This is a genomic window from Mahella australiensis 50-1 BON (assembly GCF_000213255.1).
Taxonomy (GTDB): domain Bacteria; phylum Bacillota; class Clostridia; order Mahellales; family Mahellaceae; genus Mahella; species Mahella australiensis.
Map to the genome: position 1 here is coordinate 1,592,434 of NC_015520.1, position 17,913 is coordinate 1,610,346.

Below are 17,913 nucleotides of genomic sequence, written 5' to 3' on the forward strand. Positions count from 1 at the left end.
TACAATTCGTTTCGCTTGAGCAAGCTAACACCGGCAATTCGCGTCCATGCTCAGTGCCGGCTGGTCGGGCGTCCATGCCCGACCTACGCTTGCTCTACGCTGCACTCATTGAGTACGCCTACGCAATATTTCGAGGCGTTCTCCGGCTTTATATCGTTTGCATCGCTTTATATCGCTCGTTTCAGGTAGATGTTACGAATTGCAGATCCCAACAAGCCAATTGACACCCCTTAGGGGAGGGTGGTAAAATAATTGTGTCGGAATTGATAATGAGAGGTGCGTTATGCTTGAACGGTAGTTTATCATCGGCTGTAGTATTTTTTGAGGGACTGGCTTCTTTTTTATCCCCATGTGTGCTTCCTCTTATACCTGTATATATTACCTATTTAACTGGTCAATCCATTGACAATATAACACGACACAGTAACGCTAAAAGAGCATTGATATGGAATGGCCTGGCTTTTGTTATAGGATTTTCTATAATATTTATCCTGCTAGGTGCCACAGCAACCAGCATAGGACGTTTTTTATTGCAAAATAGCCGATTATTCAGTCGTATAGGCGGCATTATAGTTATATTCTTCAGTTTATTTCAAATGGATATCATACCCATACGATGGCTTAATTATGAAAAGCGCCTGAACACAGGAAACACTGTGCCAGGTTTTATCGGTTCGCTCTTAATGGGAATGGGTTTCAGCTTTGGTTGGACGCCATGTATAGGACCCATTCTGTCGTCAGTGCTGATAATGGCTGGTAATGCTTCTACTCTATGGGAGGGTATATCGCTGTTGGCCATATATTCGCTCGGTTTAGGCTTGCCATTTATGCTCATAGCGATATTTTTTGAATATTTGCTGGGATATCTGCAGAGCATTTATAAATATATGAAAGCTATAAAAATCATAAGCGGTACCTTGCTTATGATTATAGGTCTGCTTATGATAACCGGCAGATGGGAAACGTTATTTCAAATAACATAATGGTAAAAAGAGGAGAACAGAACATGAAATGGAGAAACTTAAAAAACATATTGCTTATAACAATAATAATAGCTGTGACCGTATCCGGATGTTCTTCCGGTTCAAATCCGATTTCTCAAGATATAACCGATAAACAGAACGATATCGATACGCAGTCACCGCAAGAACAAACCGAAACGCCTGCAACCGAAGGGAATACTGATAACCAAACTGCATTAAAAGAAGCTTTGCTGGAAGGCATGATGGATATCCCTATAGAAGATTTTGAATTAGAAGATCTAAATGGCGACAAAATAAAGCTTTCTGATTATAAAGGCAAGATCGTGCTGCTCAATTTCTGGGCTACATGGTGTCCGCCATGCCGAGAAGAAATGCCTTATTTCCAGGAAATATATGAAGAGTATAAAGATTATGATGTGGTTGTACTGACGGTAAATTCCACATCGGTGGAACTCAGAGGTGGCACCGATAGCGAACAAGCTGAGAAAAACGCAAGAAAATTTATGGAAGATAACGGTTATACCTTTCCGGTCCTTTTAGATAAAGACGATGAGGTATGGGCTATTTATCAACAGAGAGGAATACCAGCCAATTATATAATCGATAAAGATGGCATAGTCCGCTATGCCTTCGGTGGAGCATATCCTAATAAGGAGCAGATAATTCAATATATAGAAAATATTAGAGCCATAGAGTGAGCATTGCTCACTCTATGTAATCAAACTCTATAGCTCCAATTTTCACCGTACAGCCGTTTCTGGCGCCTTGAGCCTTGAGCGCTTTGAAAACGCCGTTGTCTTCGAGCACTTTTTGAAAGTATGCCAGCGAATCGGGGTCGTCTATATTGGTCATGCGCAGCAGTTTATCTATAAGGCTGCCTTCTACTATATAACTCTCATCGTCTTTTTTTATATTATAATTTAACTCTTGCTTGGGTACATAAACTACCTCTGCTTGCTCGGAAACAAAACCCTCATGCTTGGGTAAGCTATCCAGCATTTTCAATACCTCGTATAATACCTGCTCGAAGCCTTGTCCTTTGGCTGCCGATACAGCAAATATTTTATAACCGCATTTATCGGCTGCTTCTTTTATGCGCTCAAAATTCTGCTGTGCTTCCGGCAGATCCATCTTATTAGCCAATATTATTTGAGGCCTTTTAGCCAGTTCTTCATTATAAAGGCGCAATTCTTCATTTATTTTATAAAAATCGTCCACAGGATCGCGTCCAGCCATTCCAGATGCATCTACCACATGCAATAAAAGCCGTGTTCTCTCTACATGGCGTAAAAACTCATACCCAAGCCCTGTACCCTCATGAGCTCCTTCTATGAGCCCGGGAATGTCAGCCAATACAAAGCTGCGTCCATCCGGCGCATAAGCCACGCCCAAATTCGGCGATAATGTAGTAAAAGGGTAATCTGCTATTTTAGGCCTGGCAGCCGTCATGATAGATAATATTGTCGATTTACCGGCATTGGGAAAACCTATAAGCCCTACATCGGCTATCATCTTAAGCTCCAATATAACCCATCTTTCCTGACCTGGTTCTCCCTCCTGGGCAAAGCGCGGAGTCTGGCGCACCGAAGTAGTAAAATGTGCGTTGCCTTTACCGCCTTTGCCGCCATAGGCTACTATGATTTGCTGACCATCGTTTATTAAGTCGCCTATTATCATACTGGATTCGGCGTCTATGACGACGGTACCTACAGGCACCTTTATTATAAGGTCTTCACCGTTTCTACCGCGCATATTGCTGCCTTGACCATGCTGACCGCGCTGCGCTTTATAATGCACTTTATACTTGAAATCCATAAGGGTATTCATATTTTGATCAGCCTGCAATATGACATTGCCGCCGTCGCCACCATCGCCACCGTCCGGCCCCCCACGGGGCACATATTTTTCGCGGCGGAAGGATATAGCACCATTGCCGCCATCACCGCTTTTTACATATATTTTCGCTCTGTCTACAAACATATTTCTACCTTTCACCGCCTTCCATAAATAAAATTAAAGGCCCCACAGCTTAGGGCTGTGCGACCTCGTTATTTTTAAGCGATTATTGTACAGCAGATTGCTCATAAACGCTGGCTACGGTCTTATCGCGGCCTTTCTTCTCGAACTTTAATATGCCATTGACTTTTGCAAACAGCGTATCGTCACTGCCTATACCCACGTTGAGCCCTGGATGAATCTTGGTACCGCGTTGCCTTACTAGGATATTGCCTGCCAAAACGAACTGACCATCGGCCCTCTTTGCTCCAAGGCGCTTCGATTCACTTTCACGTCCGTTTCTGGTACTACCCATACCTTTTTTATGAGCAAATAGCTGTAAATCTATATTCCACATGGTCTTACACCCCTTCCTCGATAATTCTAATATTGCCTTTATAACCTTGTTCTATATTTTTCAATCCCAATTCCATAGCTCTGAGCAACAATTGCGCATCATCCTGTGTCCGCCCATATTCATCGGGTAAAAAGCATATCATATTGCCTTTATCCATCTCAAGCTGTATAGGTATATTCAGCAACTCCTGCAGCGACAACGCGGTAGTCTGAGCTACCATGGATACGGCCGCGCATACAATATCGCCGCCCTCGTCGCCATAATTTGCATGGCCTTCTATAGAAAATCCTTTTATACTTCCATTCTCGGCTTTATAGAATTTTACCGATATCATATGGTTATAGCAGTTATGCGCACTTTCGTATATGGCTGACGATGGCCTTGCTTTTTGCGATAATCTTTTTTAGGCTTATACTTAAAAACCGTTATTTTAGGGCCCTTGCCATGCTCAAGCACTTGAGCCTGTACCGATGCGCCTTCAACAACAGGTTTGCCTATTTTGACTTCATCGTCACCGGACAACATTACGACTTCATCGAATGTAATCGTCTGCCCTTCCTCGGCATTCAGCCTTTCCATTTCGACTATATCGCCTTCTTGTACCTTATATTGTTTGCCGCAAGCCTTTATAATAGCGTACACGTTCTCTACCTCCTCTAACCAGTCTCGCCGAAATAAGGCAAAATTTTAAAGCCATTTTCGAGCGGCTACTTGCGTTATTGTATCATATCATTGCTCAATCTGTCAACAAGGGAGCTTGTATGGAAAACATTGACATGCATTGTAGTTTGACTAATCAGTTACCAAGCTTGTGAGATACCTGAACAGTCACATTGTAGTTGTATTGTATAATATCTCCGTCAGTGTTATATTATATCTATCATCACATGGCAGGAGGATTTTCAATGCATAAAGCCATCACTTTTGGCAATGCTTCGGATGAGGAACGCTTGGCTATGACTATAGCAAAAAGGCTTATGCAAGCCGGCGCTCGGTGTTACTTAGTAGGCGGAGCAGTAAGGGATCGCCTCCTCGGTATATATACCACAGATATAGATATAGAAGTATACGGATTAAGTTATGAAGAGATAGCGCAGCTTATAAACCCTATACTGCACGTTGATCTGGTGGGCAAACAGTTCGGCGTGTTGAAGGCTCATGGACACGATATAGATATAGCGCTGCCCAGGATAGAGAAAAACACCGGGGCTGGCCATAGGGATTTTGATGTAACAGTTGACCCTGAGCTCGATATATATCAAGCCTCACGCCGACGCGATTTTACCATAAATGCTATTATGCTGGATCTGTCTACTATGGAGATTATAGACCCTCATGGCGGCTTAAAAGATCTAGAATCCCATGTGCTGCGTCATGTCGATGACAATACATTCGCTGACGACCCATTGCGTGTCTATCGTGCTATGCAGTTCGCAGGACGTTTAGAATATACTATAGCGCCTGAAACCCTAGCTTTATGCAGGCATGTAGACACAACTGCGCTGCCTAAAGAACGCATATACAATGAGTTCAAAAAACTTCTATTACAAGCAAAAAGGCCGTCAATGGGCCTCAAATATATGCCTGATCTTGGATTAATACAACAGTATCCTGAACTGGCCGCCCTTATAGGTAATCCAGAGGATCCGAAATATCACCCCGGCGAGCGCGATACATGGGAGCATACGCTCATGGTAGTAGATTATGCAGCCAATCTGCGAGAAAAAAGCATGCATCCCGATGTACTCATGTGGGCAGCACTGTGCCATGATGTCGGTAAGCCGCTAGCCACACATGTTTCTAAAAATGGCAGGGTATCTGCAACCGGCCATGATAAAATCGGAAGGAGCATAGCCGAAACCCTTCTCAATCGCATAACCGAACACAAGCATTTAATAAAAGCGGTACTGCCATTGGTGGAATACCATATGCAGCCTTTATTATTATATAAGCAAAAGAATAAAGTAACGGATGGCCAGCTAAGAAGGCTGGCCAACTCTGTAAATTATCACGAATTGTTGCTATTATCGGAAGCTGATACCATGTCCAAAAAAAGCGGTGCTGTATCGGATGCGCACATAAAATGGCTTAGAAGTCGCTTTGACGCTCTAAACCTTATTCCGGGGCAAAAAATAAAGCCTATAGTACAAGGTAAAGACCTCATAGCCATAGGCTTACGACCCGGCAAACTATTCTCCGATCTACTTCATCAGGCATATGAATATCAGCTAGATGGTATGCCCAAAGAAGAGATACTTGAGATTATAAAACAAAAAGCTGCTTCTCATAACATATGAGGCAATATAATAGTGCCATGCCATCCTATACCAGCACAGGCATCTATAAATTCCTGCGGGTCGGCGGTATTCTCTGCAAACATGCCATAATGCATCGGTACAGCTATCTTAGGTTGTACAGCCGAAACGAGCTGTGCAGCCTCCTGGGCTGTCATATTGCCCCATCTTCCGTTTATCGGCACAAACATGATATCGGGTCTTAGGCCGGTCACCTCATGTACCACTTCTTCTGTATACTCCGAATCCCCTGTATGGTATATGACATAGGTACCATCATCTATAACCAGGCCTATAGCATCGCTGTATTTACCAGATGTGTGCTCAGCCGTTACCGCTTTAAGCGATAGTCCCATAAGTGTTTTCTGCTGTCCGCGATCCAACACATGAAATCTATCAGGTGATAGCCCCAGTGCCTTATAATGTTCCAAGCACGATGAGGGCCCCATAAATATCGCATCGCTTTCATTATAAATAGGTATTATTGTATCCGGGTCAAAGTGATCCAAATGGTCATGCGTGCTTATGATAATATCGCAGTCTAACTGTTCTGGCATGGTATTTATCGGCATCAACCTATGCAACCCTTCGGCGCTCTCTACAGAATGTGAAAGATATGGATCAATGCATACCTTCACCCCATCAGCTAAATTTAAAACAAATCCAGCTTGTCCCAACCATTGCATAACTATGTCCATCGATCTTCCTCCTTAAAAACACCTTTTATTTTTAAGCCGCACTGTATGCAGCAACTATCTTTTATACCTGTAACCATAGGTATAATATCGCGCCTTATAAGCAGCTTGCCACATCTCGGGCAGTAAGTGTTGTCATCTATACCTATTATATTACCTATATACACATACGACAGATTTTTATCGGCTACATTTTTCAATCGCCGTAATGTTTCTACAGGAGTCGGCGGCAGCATCATTTTATAATTTGGGAAATAGCGAGAAAGGTGCATCGGTATACCCTTATCTACCGATGCCAACCACTGCGAAAGCTCGCTTATTTCATCATCACTGTCGTTCAAACCGGTAACTATAAGGGTAGTAACCTCCACATGCGTATTGGCAGCTGCTCTTTGTATAGTACGCAAAACCGCGTTTATCTCGCCTTTGCATATTTTACGGTAATAATCGTTTCTAAAACTCTTTAAGTCTATATTCATTGCATCTATATAAGGCAGTAATTCCATAAGCGGCTGTTCTTCTATAAACCCATTGGTTACCAGCACATTCTTCAGCCCGCGCGTTCTGGCTTTTTTGGCACACTCCAGCACATATTCGTACCATATAAGCGGTTCATTATACGTATATGCTATACCTATACTGCCATCCTTGTCTCCTATACCCACCAACTGATCAGATGATGCTCGTCTAGTCGGTGCATCCTGTTGAGCTATAGACCAATTCTGGCAGAACTGGCATCGAAAATTACATCCCGTAGAACCCACCGACAGTATATAACTCCCAGGATAAAAGTGATAAAGAGGCTTTTTCTCTATAGGATCGAGCGCCATCGATGAAATACGCTCGTATGATGTTGCTATTAAGCGGCCTCCCACATTTTGGCGCACGCGGCATATACCAGCTTTGCCAGGTCTTATAAGACAGTGATGCGGACACAATAAACACCGAACCGCATCGTTGGCAGCCTTTTCATAATACAATGCTTCTTTCATTTCATTTATGCCTCTCTACAGTAAAGCGCTCTATGGTATAAGGTTCATCGGGACGTATCCCGGCCTTTTGCAATGCTATAGAAAGCTGCTGCTGCGGTGTATCCACCCCTTCCAAATCAGGTAATAAAAGCCCACTCCTATATCCTCGCCGTACTATAACACCATAGCGCTTGGGATCGAGTTCTTCAATAGAATTTACAGGCTCAGCCGGATTTAATACGTCTACAGAATACTCAAGAGCATCCAGCTCATCTTCTTCTATTGGTTCAAAACGAGGATCCCGTGTGCTGGCGCTTATAGCGTTGTGTATAATCTCAGAAGCCACATTCTCATACACAGGGCTTATCGTACCTATACATCCTCTCAATTCTCCATTTTTATGAATGGATACAAAAACCCCTGCTTTTTTAGTCAACATCTCATCCGGTAAATCTTTGCCGGGCTTTATAACTTTACCTTGCCTTATATATGTCTCTACAGTTTGCCGGGCTAATGCTACATATGGATCCTCGCCATCCCGTATGCGTTTCATATCAGCAAAATGCTTTGCTTTTACACTGTCCAACAGTTCCCTTTCTTTTGATCTATTCCCTACTTCTACGGCTACGACACCATAACCTACGCCAAAGGGTCCTTCATGAGATAATACATTTGCTGAAAATTCATAGCCATCCAATGCACCCAACATCGCTATAATAGAACGCATGCCGCATTCGGCAGCTTCTTCTATAAGTCGCTTATCCATGCTTACTATGCCTGCTACATCGCTCTTAGATAATAAATCCAACAGTTTCTCATCAAATTCCCTTCCTAGAGGCGTATAACCGTTTGGCGAATCGGGTGTAAGTTTGTGCGAAAGGTCCCCGCTGGCTATGATAACCACATTTTTATCGCTTTCTTCCACCGCTTGTTGCACAGCCTTGCCGAAGGCATATATCTCCTCATATGATAGAAATCCATACGTAATATGAACGAGATGTGGCGCATGATAGCGCTTTTCAACGAAATATAGCGGCACTAAAGCCCCGTGATCCATACTATCATCTATGCCATAACGCATCATAGCCCTACCATCCAGCAAAGCACATGTAATATCGTACCTAGATGCTACATCGGCTATAGCCATGGTAAGCGGTTTATCTATATCGTAGGAAATCTTCACTTGTGGAGCTCTAAAGCTACCCAAGTCGCCGCTTATGCTACTTTCATAATACAGTGCCATAGCATCTCTGAATACCGGACCATGTGGTGTTATTATAATGATGTCGTTGGGCTTGAGCTCAGCTATGCGCTGCGCACATTCGTCCATTGACCGCGCGGTTTTTGCGATCGCTGCTTCTTCGCCATGCCCCACCTCAGGCACAATTATCGGCGGATGAGGCATAACGAATGATGCTAAAATCCTACCCATATACCATCACCTCATTTGTAAAATTTATATATTTTTCAACAAATTGGCCATCTCTATAGCTGTCATAGCAGCATCAGCGCCCTTGTTTCCGGCTTTGGTGCCCGCCCTTTCTATAGCCTGTTCAATGGTATCGGTTGTCAATACCCCAAAGGCTACCGGCACGCCTGTAAAAAGAGCCGTTTGTGCTATACCTTTTGACATCTCAGCGGCTACATAATCAAAATGCGGTGTCGCCCCACGTATAACAGCTCCCAGGCATATAACGGCATCATATTTGCCTGACTCGGCCATGCGTTTGGCCACCATAGGCAATTCAAAAGCCCCTGGCACCCATGCTATCTCTATAGCATCATCGTTCACATCATGCCGGCTTAATACATCAAGTGCGCCGCTAAGGAGCTTATTCGTTATAAACTCGTTAAAACGGCTTATGACTATACCAAACCTTAAACCAGTGCCTATTAGTTTGCCTTCATATACTTTCATGTCTATTCCTCCATATCGCAATAATTTAATATATGACCCATTTTCTCTCTTTTGGTTTCAAGATAACGACGATTTACCTCATTGGGCGGTATTTCGATAGGCACGCGTTCCACTATTTCTATCCCATACCCCGCTAATCCGACTACTTTTTTGGGATTATTGGTCAGCAAGCGCAGCTTTTTTATCCCTAAATCCACTAGTATTTGAGCCCCTTCGCCATAGTCCCTGAGGTCGGCGTCAAAGCCCAAAGCCAGATTGGCCTCTACCGTATCCTTACCCTCTTCTTGTAATTTATAGGCCTTAAGCTTGTTGACCAGGCCTATACCGCGTCCTTCCTGACGCATATAAAGCACTACGCCGCGCCCTTCAGCTTCTATCTGCTGCATAGCGTATTTGAGCTGATCTCCGCAATCGCAACGCAGCGATCCGAAGACATCGCCGGTTAAGCACTCGGAATGTATCCTTGCCAATACAGGCCTCCCATCGCTTACATCGCCTTTTATAAGCGCTACATGATGGTCATGGTTTATGAGGCTTTCATAGGCTATAACGGTAAAATCACCGTATTTGGTAGGAAGGTGTATAGGATCGGTTACACGTTTTACCAGCCTTTCATTCTTACGCCTATACGTTATAAGAGCGGCTATAGTTATCAGTTTAAGCCCATGCTTTTTAGCAAATTCATATAGCTGCGGTAGACGAGCCATAGTACCATCTTCATTCATTATCTCACATATTACACCGGCCGGATATAAACCTGCCAAGCGTGCCAGATCCACCGCCGCCTCAGTATGGCCTGCGCGCATCAACACGCCGCCCTCTTTGGCCTGTAGCGGAAATATATGTCCGGGCTTTATTATATCTTCTGGTTTAGCATCCGGATCCACGAGCGTTTTTATAGTAAGAGCACGTTCATGAGCCGATATGCCGGTGGTAACGGCCTTAGCATCGACTGATACGGTAAAAGCAGTGCGCTGATGCTCGGTATTATTATTCACCATCTGCGGTATGTCCAGCTCTTTTAACCTTTGAGCGGTCATAGGAACGCATATAAGACCTCTGCCGTATTTCGCCATGAAATTTATGGCCTCCGGCGTAACTTTCTCGGCTGCCATAACCAGGTCACCCTCATTTTCACGGTCTTCATCGTCTACTACTATTACCATTTTCCCATTTCTTATGTCTTCTAGAGCCTCTTCAATACTATTAAATACTATATCTTCCATATATCCTCCTTATATAAATCCATTATCTCGCAAAAAATTCTCATCGATACCACGACTTTTTGCCTCAGGCATTTTCATACCGAGCAAGAACTTTGCTACATAACGCCCTATCATATCGCATTCTATATTGACGCGATCACCTGCTTTTTTTACCTTCAACGTAGTCTGCGCGGCAGTATGGGGTATGATAGATACGCTGAATCGATCATCAGGCACATCAGCCACTGTCAGGCTTACACCATCCACGGCCACAGACCCTTTCTCTACTATATACAAGAGCAGGTCTGGACCGACGGTTATATCTAGCCACAGCGCATTTTCCTCGTGGCGCAACTGCTTTATAATGCCTATACCATCGACATGACCGCTTACGATATGACCGCCCAAAAAATCCTGGAGTGTAAGCGATGGCTCAAGGTTGACCGGATCTCCCGGCTTTAACTCAAAAAGCGTGGTGCGCCGCACCGTCTCAGGCGTGGCATCTGCCCAAAATACGTGGCCTTCTTTATCGGTTACTGTAAGGCATGTACCATTTGTACATATACTGTCACCGATGTTGAGTCTAGATATAAGTTTGGGAGCCTCCACTGCAAGCCGTACAGATTGCGCTCCATGCGTTATATGACGAACAGAACCTATCTCCTGTATTATCCCTGTAAACAAAAGCATCACCCCCTCATGCCTTAAGATAACCCTCTATAAGTACATCATCTTCAAAACGTTTAACAGATACACCGCTTAATTGCCATGCGTCGGCCATACGCGCTATACCGTTTCCGCTGAGTGCCGATAAGCCCTTGCCGCCTATCAGCTTTGGCGCTATAAACACCATGGCTTTATCTACCAAACCTTCTTCTATCGCCGATGCCGCAAGCGTAGGCCCGCCTTCTATGAGCACGCTGTCTATCTCCCTTTTATGGAGTTCCCGCATGAGCTGTACCAGGTCTACTTTATCTTTACCATCGGTAATTATAACATCAGCGCCTTTAGATTTGAAGGTTTCTATTTTACTAGGATCAGCAGACCATGATGTAGCCATTATAGTAGGTGCTTGCTCAATATTCAACACATTGCTGTCAAGCGGTGTTTTAGCAAGGCTATCAGCTATGATCCTAACAGGCTGTTTTTCTATATTAATATGCGGCAAACGCACCGTTAGCATAGGATCATCGGCCAACACGGTGCCTATACCGGTTAAAACAGCCGATACCCTATATCTCCACCAATGTACGTATTGTCTGGACAGCTCATTTGTTATCCATTTAGAATCGCCATTGGCCGTCGCTATTTTGCCATCCAGAGTCATAGCACACTTCCATATCACAAACGGCATATCCGATGTTATATATTTTATAAACACCTCATTAAGGCGGCGAGCCTCCTGCTCCATAATACCCGTAATCACCTTTATACCGGCCTGCCTTAAAGCATTTATACCTCGGCCTGCCACGCGCGGGTTAGGGTCCTCCATCGCTATCACTACTTCCTTTACGCCGGCTTTTACCAAAGCATCCGCGCATGGCGGCGTTCGACCGAAATGACTGCACGGCTCTAGTGTCACATACACTGTGGAACCGCGGGCGCCTTCTCCTGCCTCGCGCAGGGCGTTTATTTCGGCATGCGGTTCTCCTGCCTTTTTATGATAGCCCTCTCCTATAATACGGCCACCTTTGACTATAACAGCACCTACCATAGGATTAGGATTGGTGGTACCCCATCCCATCCGAGCTAATTCCAGCGCGCGCTGCATAAATATTTCGTGCTGCACTCCATTTCCTCCTGCTTATAATATAACAAAAAATCCCTGAAGTTCAACTCCAGGGATAGAATAAATCTAATCACAAATATACCTTCTTTCATCCGGACTATGACCGTCGGCCCCGGAATTACACCGGATCTGCTGCTGTGCAGCTCGCGGGCTTTACCGCCGGTAAGGAATCACACCTATCCCTGAAGATCTTTCAAGCAACATTATATCACAGCTTTGTTAACGCTGCAATCAACAATTTGCATCACCGAACTATATTCTTTATCATTATCATTCCCCTGCTTTGCGAATGCTGGCTACAGCATAAGCCGCTATACCTTCTTGCCTGCCGGCAAACCCTAAACCCTCGGTCGTAGTAGCCTTTATATTCACCTGCCCTATGCTTAATCCGAGTACAGATGCAATACATCGCCGCATAGGCCATATATATGGTGCTAACTTCGGGTATTCGGCTATTATTGTAGCATCTATATTGCCTATAACATAACCACCGGACTCTAATAGATTGTTAACCTGTCGCAAAAGCCGCATGCTGGATATATCTTTATAGCTATCATCGGTATCCGGAAAATGCCTTCCTATATCGCCCAAAGCTGCCGCTCCCAGAAGGGCATCGATTATAGCGTGTATCAGCACATCGGCATCGGAATGCCCCAGTAAACCCTTATTAAAAGGTATGTTGACTCCACCCAATATAAGAGGTCTGTCATCTACCAGCCTATGTACATCATAGCCCATGCCTGAGCGGTAACCGACAGAATCGACATGTGATTCGTAATGCCGTTGGCCTAACAGTGCTTCGGCTACAGGCACATCATCAGGCGTAGTTATCTTTATATTATCATAGTTTCCCATAAATAGTTTTACTCGGTAACCGGCGCGTTCGGCCAATACAGCATCATCGGTACCGAGATATCCCTGTTCCATAGCCAACGTATGAGCTCGCATAATAATATCATATCTGAATGATTGCGGGGTTTGTATTGACCATAATGTTTCCCGGCTAAGTGTACGTTCTACGAAATGTTGTCCATCGGATCGCTTAACCGTATCTTTAACCCGCACAGCCGCTACAGCCGCACCGAATTTCGAAGCCGCTTCTATACCGTTTTCTATCAATTTTGGCGTCACCATGGGCCTAGCGCCATCGTGTATGACCACTATGTCTATATCTTCAGGCAATGCTCTGAGGCCGTTTAATACCGAATATTGCCTTTCCATTCCGCCCGACGTTACAACTATATCTTCATAAAAACCGTAATATTTATTCAACCAATCTCTATATACGCTTATGCTATCATCAGGCACAACGAGCACAATGGGGGTTATATCCTTACATGCTAAAAACGCATCCAATGTGTACGCTATAACCGGTTTGCCACATAATTTTAAAAATTGTTTGTCCACACCGTTCATCCTTTGGGATTTGCCGGCTGATACTATGACCGCTCCCACTTTCATATCAACGCCTCCTCATATACAATAAAGGATCGATGCCCCTTCCGACATCGATCCGCCAGAATAAATCAATCCTTATTTCCCTTTTCCGACTGCTGTTTCCTCATATACCAGTTTACCAGATAATCCAATTGTTTACTGCGATGCAGCACTTCAGGTGAAGTCAAATTATCGCTATTTTTATCTTCCAACAACTTGTCCAACTCATTTCTCTGCTCTCTAAGGAGCATTTTTAAGCTGATTGCGATGTGCTCACCTTCCTTCCATCTGGCACTTTAATTATACCACATGGCCAATGCGCTATCAATGCTGCAATTTGTAAATTTTTCATTACATATCTGCGACTCGCAGATGGCAAATTCAGCGTGTGCAATAGCATAAATCCTTTACTGCTTTATCGCTGAAAATAGTTGAACAACGGCTCATATCATGATATAATATCAACCATAAGATGAAGGGGAGCACATTTACTTATGCATAATGATTAGATTTATGCATAAGTATGTAAATTAATTGCATATTATGCAGCAACATGCAATTAACTATGCACGCCTTCATAAATTAAAAAGTTTCGAGGAGGAAAAACATGAAGAGAACTATAAAAATACTAGCTATGGCGTTAGCAGTCATTATGCTGCTAAGCGTGCTATTGGTGGGCTGCGGCACAGATGAAAAAGACAGTCAAAATGCCGATCAGCAGAACAATGCATCAGAGCCAACTTATGAAGAGCTGGTGGCCAAGCTGCCCACTATAAAGTTCCTAGCCGATGACGGCGATGTGGCCCAACGCGACGCGCAAGCGTTCCAGGAGATGTGGAAACGCAATCTTGGTATAAATGTCGAGATAGAGACCACCACGTTCAAAAATCGCCGCGAGCGCATGCAGAGCCGCGATTATCAGATCGTCTACGCAGGATGGAGCCCTGATTACAACGATCCTATGACATTTATGGATCTGTGGATTACCGGTTCCGGATTAAATGAAGCAGATTACAGCAATCCCCAATACGATGAACTGATCGACAAGGCCAAAAAATCTGCTGACAACAACGAGCGCATGGACGCTATGATGGAAGCCGAAAAGATACTTATGGAAGACATGCCCATCGGCCCTATATACTTCCGTTACAGGGATTATGTAAAAAAACCAGAGGTAAAGGATGAAGTAAGGCGCTATGTAGGGTCCGACCTCGATCTTTACTGGACATCGGTCGACGGCAAGGATACCATAAACTTGAATCTTGGATCCGAACCGCCGCAAATGGACCCGCAATTGACCGATGACGCTGTCTCCATGCAGGTGATAAACGGCGTATTCGAAGGTCTAACGCGCATGGACAAAGAAGGCAAAGCTATGCCGGGTATGGCCGAAAAATGGGACGTATCGCCTGATGGCATGAATTGGACATTCCATCTGAGGGATGCAAAATGGAGCAACGGCGATCCTGTTACCGCACAGGATTTCGAATACGCATGGAAACGCGCCTTAAACCCAGATACAGGCGCTGGCTATGCTTATATAATGTATCCTATTAAAAACGCTGAGGCTTACAATACAGGAAAAATAACCGATCCAAACGAGGTTGGCGTCAAGGCATTAGATGCGAAGACCCTTGAAGTAACGTTGGAATTACCCACCCCATATTTTGATACGCTTACCTCTTTTGCGACATATATGCCACTAAATCAGAAATTCTATGAGAGCGTAAAGGATAAATACGGCTCCGAGGCCAAAAACCTGATATATAACGGGCCTTGGACCATAAGCGAATGGACGCATGAATCCAAAATGGTGTTGAAAAAGAATCCTGATTACTGGAATGCGAGTGCTATAAAGCTCAACACTATAAACTATGTCATGATCAATGACAACACCACTAGCGTGAATATGTTCCTTTCAGGCCAACTGGATATGACTGGTCTAAGGGGTGACCAGAGGGATCAATTGAAGAACGAGGGCTATGAGTTGCTGCATTTCTCCGATGGTTCTTCTTGGTATCTCGAATTTAACACCAAAGACCCTGTGATGCAAAACGCCAAGATACGCAAGGCTTTAACCTATGCTTTGGATAGAAATCTGTTTGTAAAGAACGTGCTTATGAACGACTCCAAGCCGGCACTCGGTTATGTTCCCGATGTAATGCCGGGTAAAGGCGGCTCTGGCACCTTCCGCAAAGAAAATGGCGACCTGATAAAGGATAACAATCAAGAAGAAGCCAAAAAGCTTCTCATAGAAGGCATAAAAGAGCTCGGTTTAGATAAGTAAAATTGACTTAGTAGCAGAAGGTATATGCGCGATCGCGCATATACCTTCTGCTATGTAAAATATCGTTTAACACATTATAGCAACATAGCCAAAATTCAGTTAGGAGGTGTAAATGTGTGACACGTTATATATTAAAACGTTTGGGTTATTCGCTCATAACATTATGGGTCATAGTAACCCTAACCTTTATATTGATGCACTTATTGCCCGGTAAGCCTTTTACTGGGGCAAAGCCCATACCGCCGGCCATAGAAGAAAACCTTAACCGCCGCTATGGATTGGATCAACCTTTACATGTACAATATGCCAAATATGTAGGCAATCTGTTAAAAGGCGATCTTGGGATGTCCATGTTCCAGCAAAATCGTTCGGTAAACAGCATAATAGCCGATGGATTTCCTGTTTCGGCTTCTTTGGGCATAAGAGCCCTTATATTTGCATTAACGGCCGGTTTGCTGCTCGGCATCGTAGCATCTATAAATCATGGCAAGACATGGGATTATTTCACCATGTTCGTAGCTGTATTGGGCGTATCGGTACCTAGTTTCATAATAGGCGGTATAATACAGTATATATTCGGTGTAAAGCCATTTAGGATACTGCCCGTAGCCGGATGGAACGGATTTAAATATACTATTATGCCCTCTTTTGCATTGGGATTAGGCACGCTAGCTGTCATGGCAAGAATGATGCGTGCCAGCATGTTGGACGTGCTTAATCAGGATTATATAAAAACAGCTAAAGCAAAAGGGCTTCCCAGAAAGACTATAATATGGCGCCATGCCATACGAAACGCTATATTGCCGGTGGTAACCATACTCGGACCACTGGTAGCCAGCATAACCACAGGTACCTTTGTGGTAGAGAACATATTCGGCATACCTGGTCTTGGCAAGCATTTTGTAAACAGCGTTAACCAAAATGATTATACATTGATAATGGGGCTTACGCTTTTTTATGCAATACTTTTAATAGGCATGAACTTTATAGTCGATATAGCATACGGCTTTATCGACCCGAGAATACGCCTGGTCAGGGAGAAGGAGTGAGATGATGGCCATAGAACCGAATTTATTTGAACGCGTAGGCACTGATATAGAAAGAAGCCAGCGCATCGTTCGCCCAAGCTTAACCTATTGGCAGGATGCATGGCGCCGTCTGAAGATGAATAAAATGGCCATGGTCAGCCTGGTAGTGCTCGGCGTGATAGTAGCGATGGCTGTTATAGGCCCGCATTTGCGTCCTTTCGCATTCTCAGACCAAGACCTTTATGCGGTATTCTCGCCGCCTAATGCCGAACACTGGTTTGGCACAGACAGCCTAGGCCGCGACCTATTTGTCAGGGTGTGGATGGGAGCGCGCGTATCGCTGCGCATAGGCATAGCTGCAGCTTTATTAGATATCCTAATCGGGATGCTTTATGGAGGTATATCTGGTTATATAGGCGGGCAAACCGATAATATAATGATGCGCATAGTTGATATACTGTATGCCATACCCTACATGATCATTGTAATATTGCTTATGATCGTCATGGAGCCCGGCGAATTAACACTTATTATAGCTATGTCTATAACTGGCTGGGTAGGAACGGCACGTTTAGTGCGCGGGCAAGTATTGCAGCTTAAAGAACAGGAATTCGTACTAGCTGCCAGAGCTTTAGGAGCCAGTCCATGGCGTATAATAATCCACCATATGTTTCCGAATATTCTCGGTATTATGATAGTACAAATGACCATGGATATACCGGCGGCTATCTTCAGCGAAGCTTTTTTAAGCTATATAGGCCTCGGTATAAAGTTGCCAAACGCCAGTTGGGGCAGTTTGGCCAGCGATGGCATACGCCAGGTCGTTAGTCGACCATGGCTGTTGATATTCCCCGCCTTGTTCATAAGCTTAACCATGTTGGCATTCAATCTTCTGGGCGATGGATTAAGGGATGCTTTAGACCCCAAAATGCGCAGTTAAGAGAGGTGAAGAT

General features: G+C 44.2%; 19 protein-coding genes and 1 riboswitch. Of the genes, 6 read left to right on the plus strand and 13 right to left on the minus strand.

Translation table 11 applies throughout. From position 1 onward, the window contains the following. Positions 1-254: 254 nt before the first annotated feature. Together MAHAU_RS07550 and MAHAU_RS07555 are read left to right on the plus strand one after the other, a co-directional pair. Complete coding sequence (locus tag MAHAU_RS07550) at positions 255-983, plus strand: cytochrome c biogenesis CcdA family protein (protein WP_083809864.1); 729 nt, start codon at positions 255-257, stop codon at positions 981-983. 23 nt (positions 984-1,006) lie between these two features. Beyond that, positions 1,007-1,681, plus strand: a complete 675-nt coding sequence (locus tag MAHAU_RS07555; protein ID WP_013781128.1) for a peroxiredoxin family protein — start codon at positions 1,007-1,009, stop codon at positions 1,679-1,681. Positions 1,682-1,688: 7 nt separating this feature from the next. On the opposite strand, the gene obgE is transcribed toward MAHAU_RS07555, so the two are convergent. The 4 genes from obgE to rplU all read right to left on the minus strand — a co-directional run bounded on the left by obgE (position 1,689) and on the right by rplU (position 3,978). Then, positions 1,689-2,963: a GTPase ObgE gene (gene obgE, locus MAHAU_RS07560; RefSeq protein ID WP_013781129.1), complete on the minus strand. Its 1,275-nt coding sequence runs from the start codon at positions 2,961-2,963 to the stop codon at positions 1,689-1,691. Positions 2,964-3,045: 82 nt separating this feature from the next. Continuing rightward, on the minus strand, positions 3,046-3,336 hold the full coding sequence (gene rpmA / locus MAHAU_RS07565; protein ID WP_013781130.1) for a 50S ribosomal protein L27: 291 nt from the start codon (positions 3,334-3,336) through the stop codon (positions 3,046-3,048). 4 nt (positions 3,337-3,340) lie between these two features. Next, the gene (locus tag MAHAU_RS07570) at positions 3,341-3,670 is read right to left on the minus strand and encodes a ribosomal-processing cysteine protease Prp (RefSeq protein ID WP_013781131.1); all 330 of its coding nucleotides are present in this window, start codon (positions 3,668-3,670) and stop codon (positions 3,341-3,343) included. Next, a complete protein-coding gene (rplU, locus tag MAHAU_RS07575; protein WP_013781132.1) occupies positions 3,667-3,978 on the minus strand; it encodes a 50S ribosomal protein L21 in 312 nt (103 codons plus the stop codon). The genes MAHAU_RS07570 and rplU overlap by 4 nt, the downstream gene beginning before the upstream one ends. 263 nt (positions 3,979-4,241) lie before the next feature. Here rplU and MAHAU_RS07580 point away from each other — a divergent pair, with 263 nt between their 5' ends. After that, positions 4,242-5,633 (plus strand): CCA tRNA nucleotidyltransferase, encoded by a 1,392-nt coding sequence (locus MAHAU_RS07580; protein WP_013781133.1) that lies wholly within the window; start codon positions 4,242-4,244, stop codon positions 5,631-5,633. Here MAHAU_RS07580 and MAHAU_RS07585 read toward each other — a convergent pair. The 9 genes from MAHAU_RS07585 to MAHAU_RS15365 form a co-directional block, all read right to left on the minus strand. Next, complete coding sequence (locus MAHAU_RS07585; RefSeq protein ID WP_013781134.1) at positions 5,621-6,328, minus strand: MBL fold metallo-hydrolase; 708 nt, start codon at positions 6,326-6,328, stop codon at positions 5,621-5,623. The two genes, MAHAU_RS07580 and MAHAU_RS07585, sit on opposite strands and share 13 nt — an antisense overlap. Continuing rightward, positions 6,319-7,317, minus strand: coding sequence for an AmmeMemoRadiSam system radical SAM enzyme (amrS, locus tag MAHAU_RS07590; protein ID WP_013781135.1), 999 nt, complete (start codon positions 7,315-7,317; stop codon positions 6,319-6,321). The genes MAHAU_RS07585 and amrS overlap by 10 nt, the downstream gene beginning before the upstream one ends. 1 nt (position 7,318) lies before the next feature. Next, positions 7,319-8,728, minus strand: a complete 1,410-nt coding sequence (gene amrA / locus MAHAU_RS07595) for an AmmeMemoRadiSam system protein A (protein WP_013781136.1) — start codon at positions 8,726-8,728, stop codon at positions 7,319-7,321. Between the two features lie 24 nt (positions 8,729-8,752). Next, positions 8,753-9,214, minus strand: a complete 462-nt coding sequence (ribH, locus tag MAHAU_RS07600; RefSeq protein ID WP_013781137.1) for a 6,7-dimethyl-8-ribityllumazine synthase — start codon at positions 9,212-9,214, stop codon at positions 8,753-8,755. Positions 9,215-9,216: 2 nt separating this feature from the next. Further along, positions 9,217-10,440, minus strand: a complete 1,224-nt coding sequence (locus MAHAU_RS07605; protein ID WP_013781138.1) for a bifunctional 3,4-dihydroxy-2-butanone-4-phosphate synthase/GTP cyclohydrolase II — start codon at positions 10,438-10,440, stop codon at positions 9,217-9,219. 9 nt (positions 10,441-10,449) lie between these two features. Beyond that, entirely contained in the window at positions 10,450-11,109 is a 660-nt protein-coding gene (locus MAHAU_RS07610; protein ID WP_013781139.1) for a riboflavin synthase, read from the minus strand. Between the two features lie 7 nt (positions 11,110-11,116). Next, positions 11,117-12,208: a bifunctional diaminohydroxyphosphoribosylaminopyrimidine deaminase/5-amino-6-(5-phosphoribosylamino)uracil reductase RibD gene (gene ribD, locus MAHAU_RS07615; protein ID WP_013781140.1), complete on the minus strand. Its 1,092-nt coding sequence runs from the start codon at positions 12,206-12,208 to the stop codon at positions 11,117-11,119. A gap of 76 nt (positions 12,209-12,284) precedes the next feature. Then, a riboswitch (FMN riboswitch) is annotated at positions 12,285-12,402 on the minus strand. A gap of 76 nt (positions 12,403-12,478) precedes the next feature. Beyond that, a complete protein-coding gene (ispD, locus tag MAHAU_RS16080) occupies positions 12,479-13,669 on the minus strand; it encodes a 2-C-methyl-D-erythritol 4-phosphate cytidylyltransferase (RefSeq protein ID WP_013781141.1) in 1,191 nt (396 codons plus the stop codon). Between the two features lie 65 nt (positions 13,670-13,734). Next, on the minus strand, positions 13,735-13,896 hold the full coding sequence (locus MAHAU_RS15365; RefSeq protein ID WP_083809867.1) for an aspartyl-phosphate phosphatase Spo0E family protein: 162 nt from the start codon (positions 13,894-13,896) through the stop codon (positions 13,735-13,737). A gap of 356 nt (positions 13,897-14,252) precedes the next feature. Here MAHAU_RS15365 and MAHAU_RS15025 point away from each other — a divergent pair, with 356 nt between their 5' ends. The 3 genes from MAHAU_RS15025 to MAHAU_RS07635 all read left to right on the plus strand — a co-directional run bounded on the left by MAHAU_RS15025 (position 14,253) and on the right by MAHAU_RS07635 (position 17,900). Further along, positions 14,253-15,932: an ABC transporter substrate-binding protein gene (locus tag MAHAU_RS15025; RefSeq protein ID WP_013781142.1), complete on the plus strand. Its 1,680-nt coding sequence runs from the start codon at positions 14,253-14,255 to the stop codon at positions 15,930-15,932. A 116-nt stretch (positions 15,933-16,048) separates the two neighbouring features. Next, positions 16,049-16,981 carry an ABC transporter permease gene (locus MAHAU_RS07630; RefSeq protein WP_013781143.1) on the plus strand — a complete coding sequence of 311 codons (933 nt, stop codon included), beginning with the start codon at positions 16,049-16,051 and terminating at the stop codon, positions 16,979-16,981. Between the two features lies 1 nt (position 16,982). Beyond that, the gene (locus MAHAU_RS07635) at positions 16,983-17,900 is read left to right on the plus strand and encodes an ABC transporter permease (protein WP_041643956.1); all 918 of its coding nucleotides are present in this window, start codon (positions 16,983-16,985) and stop codon (positions 17,898-17,900) included. Positions 17,901-17,913 lie beyond the last annotated feature (13 nt).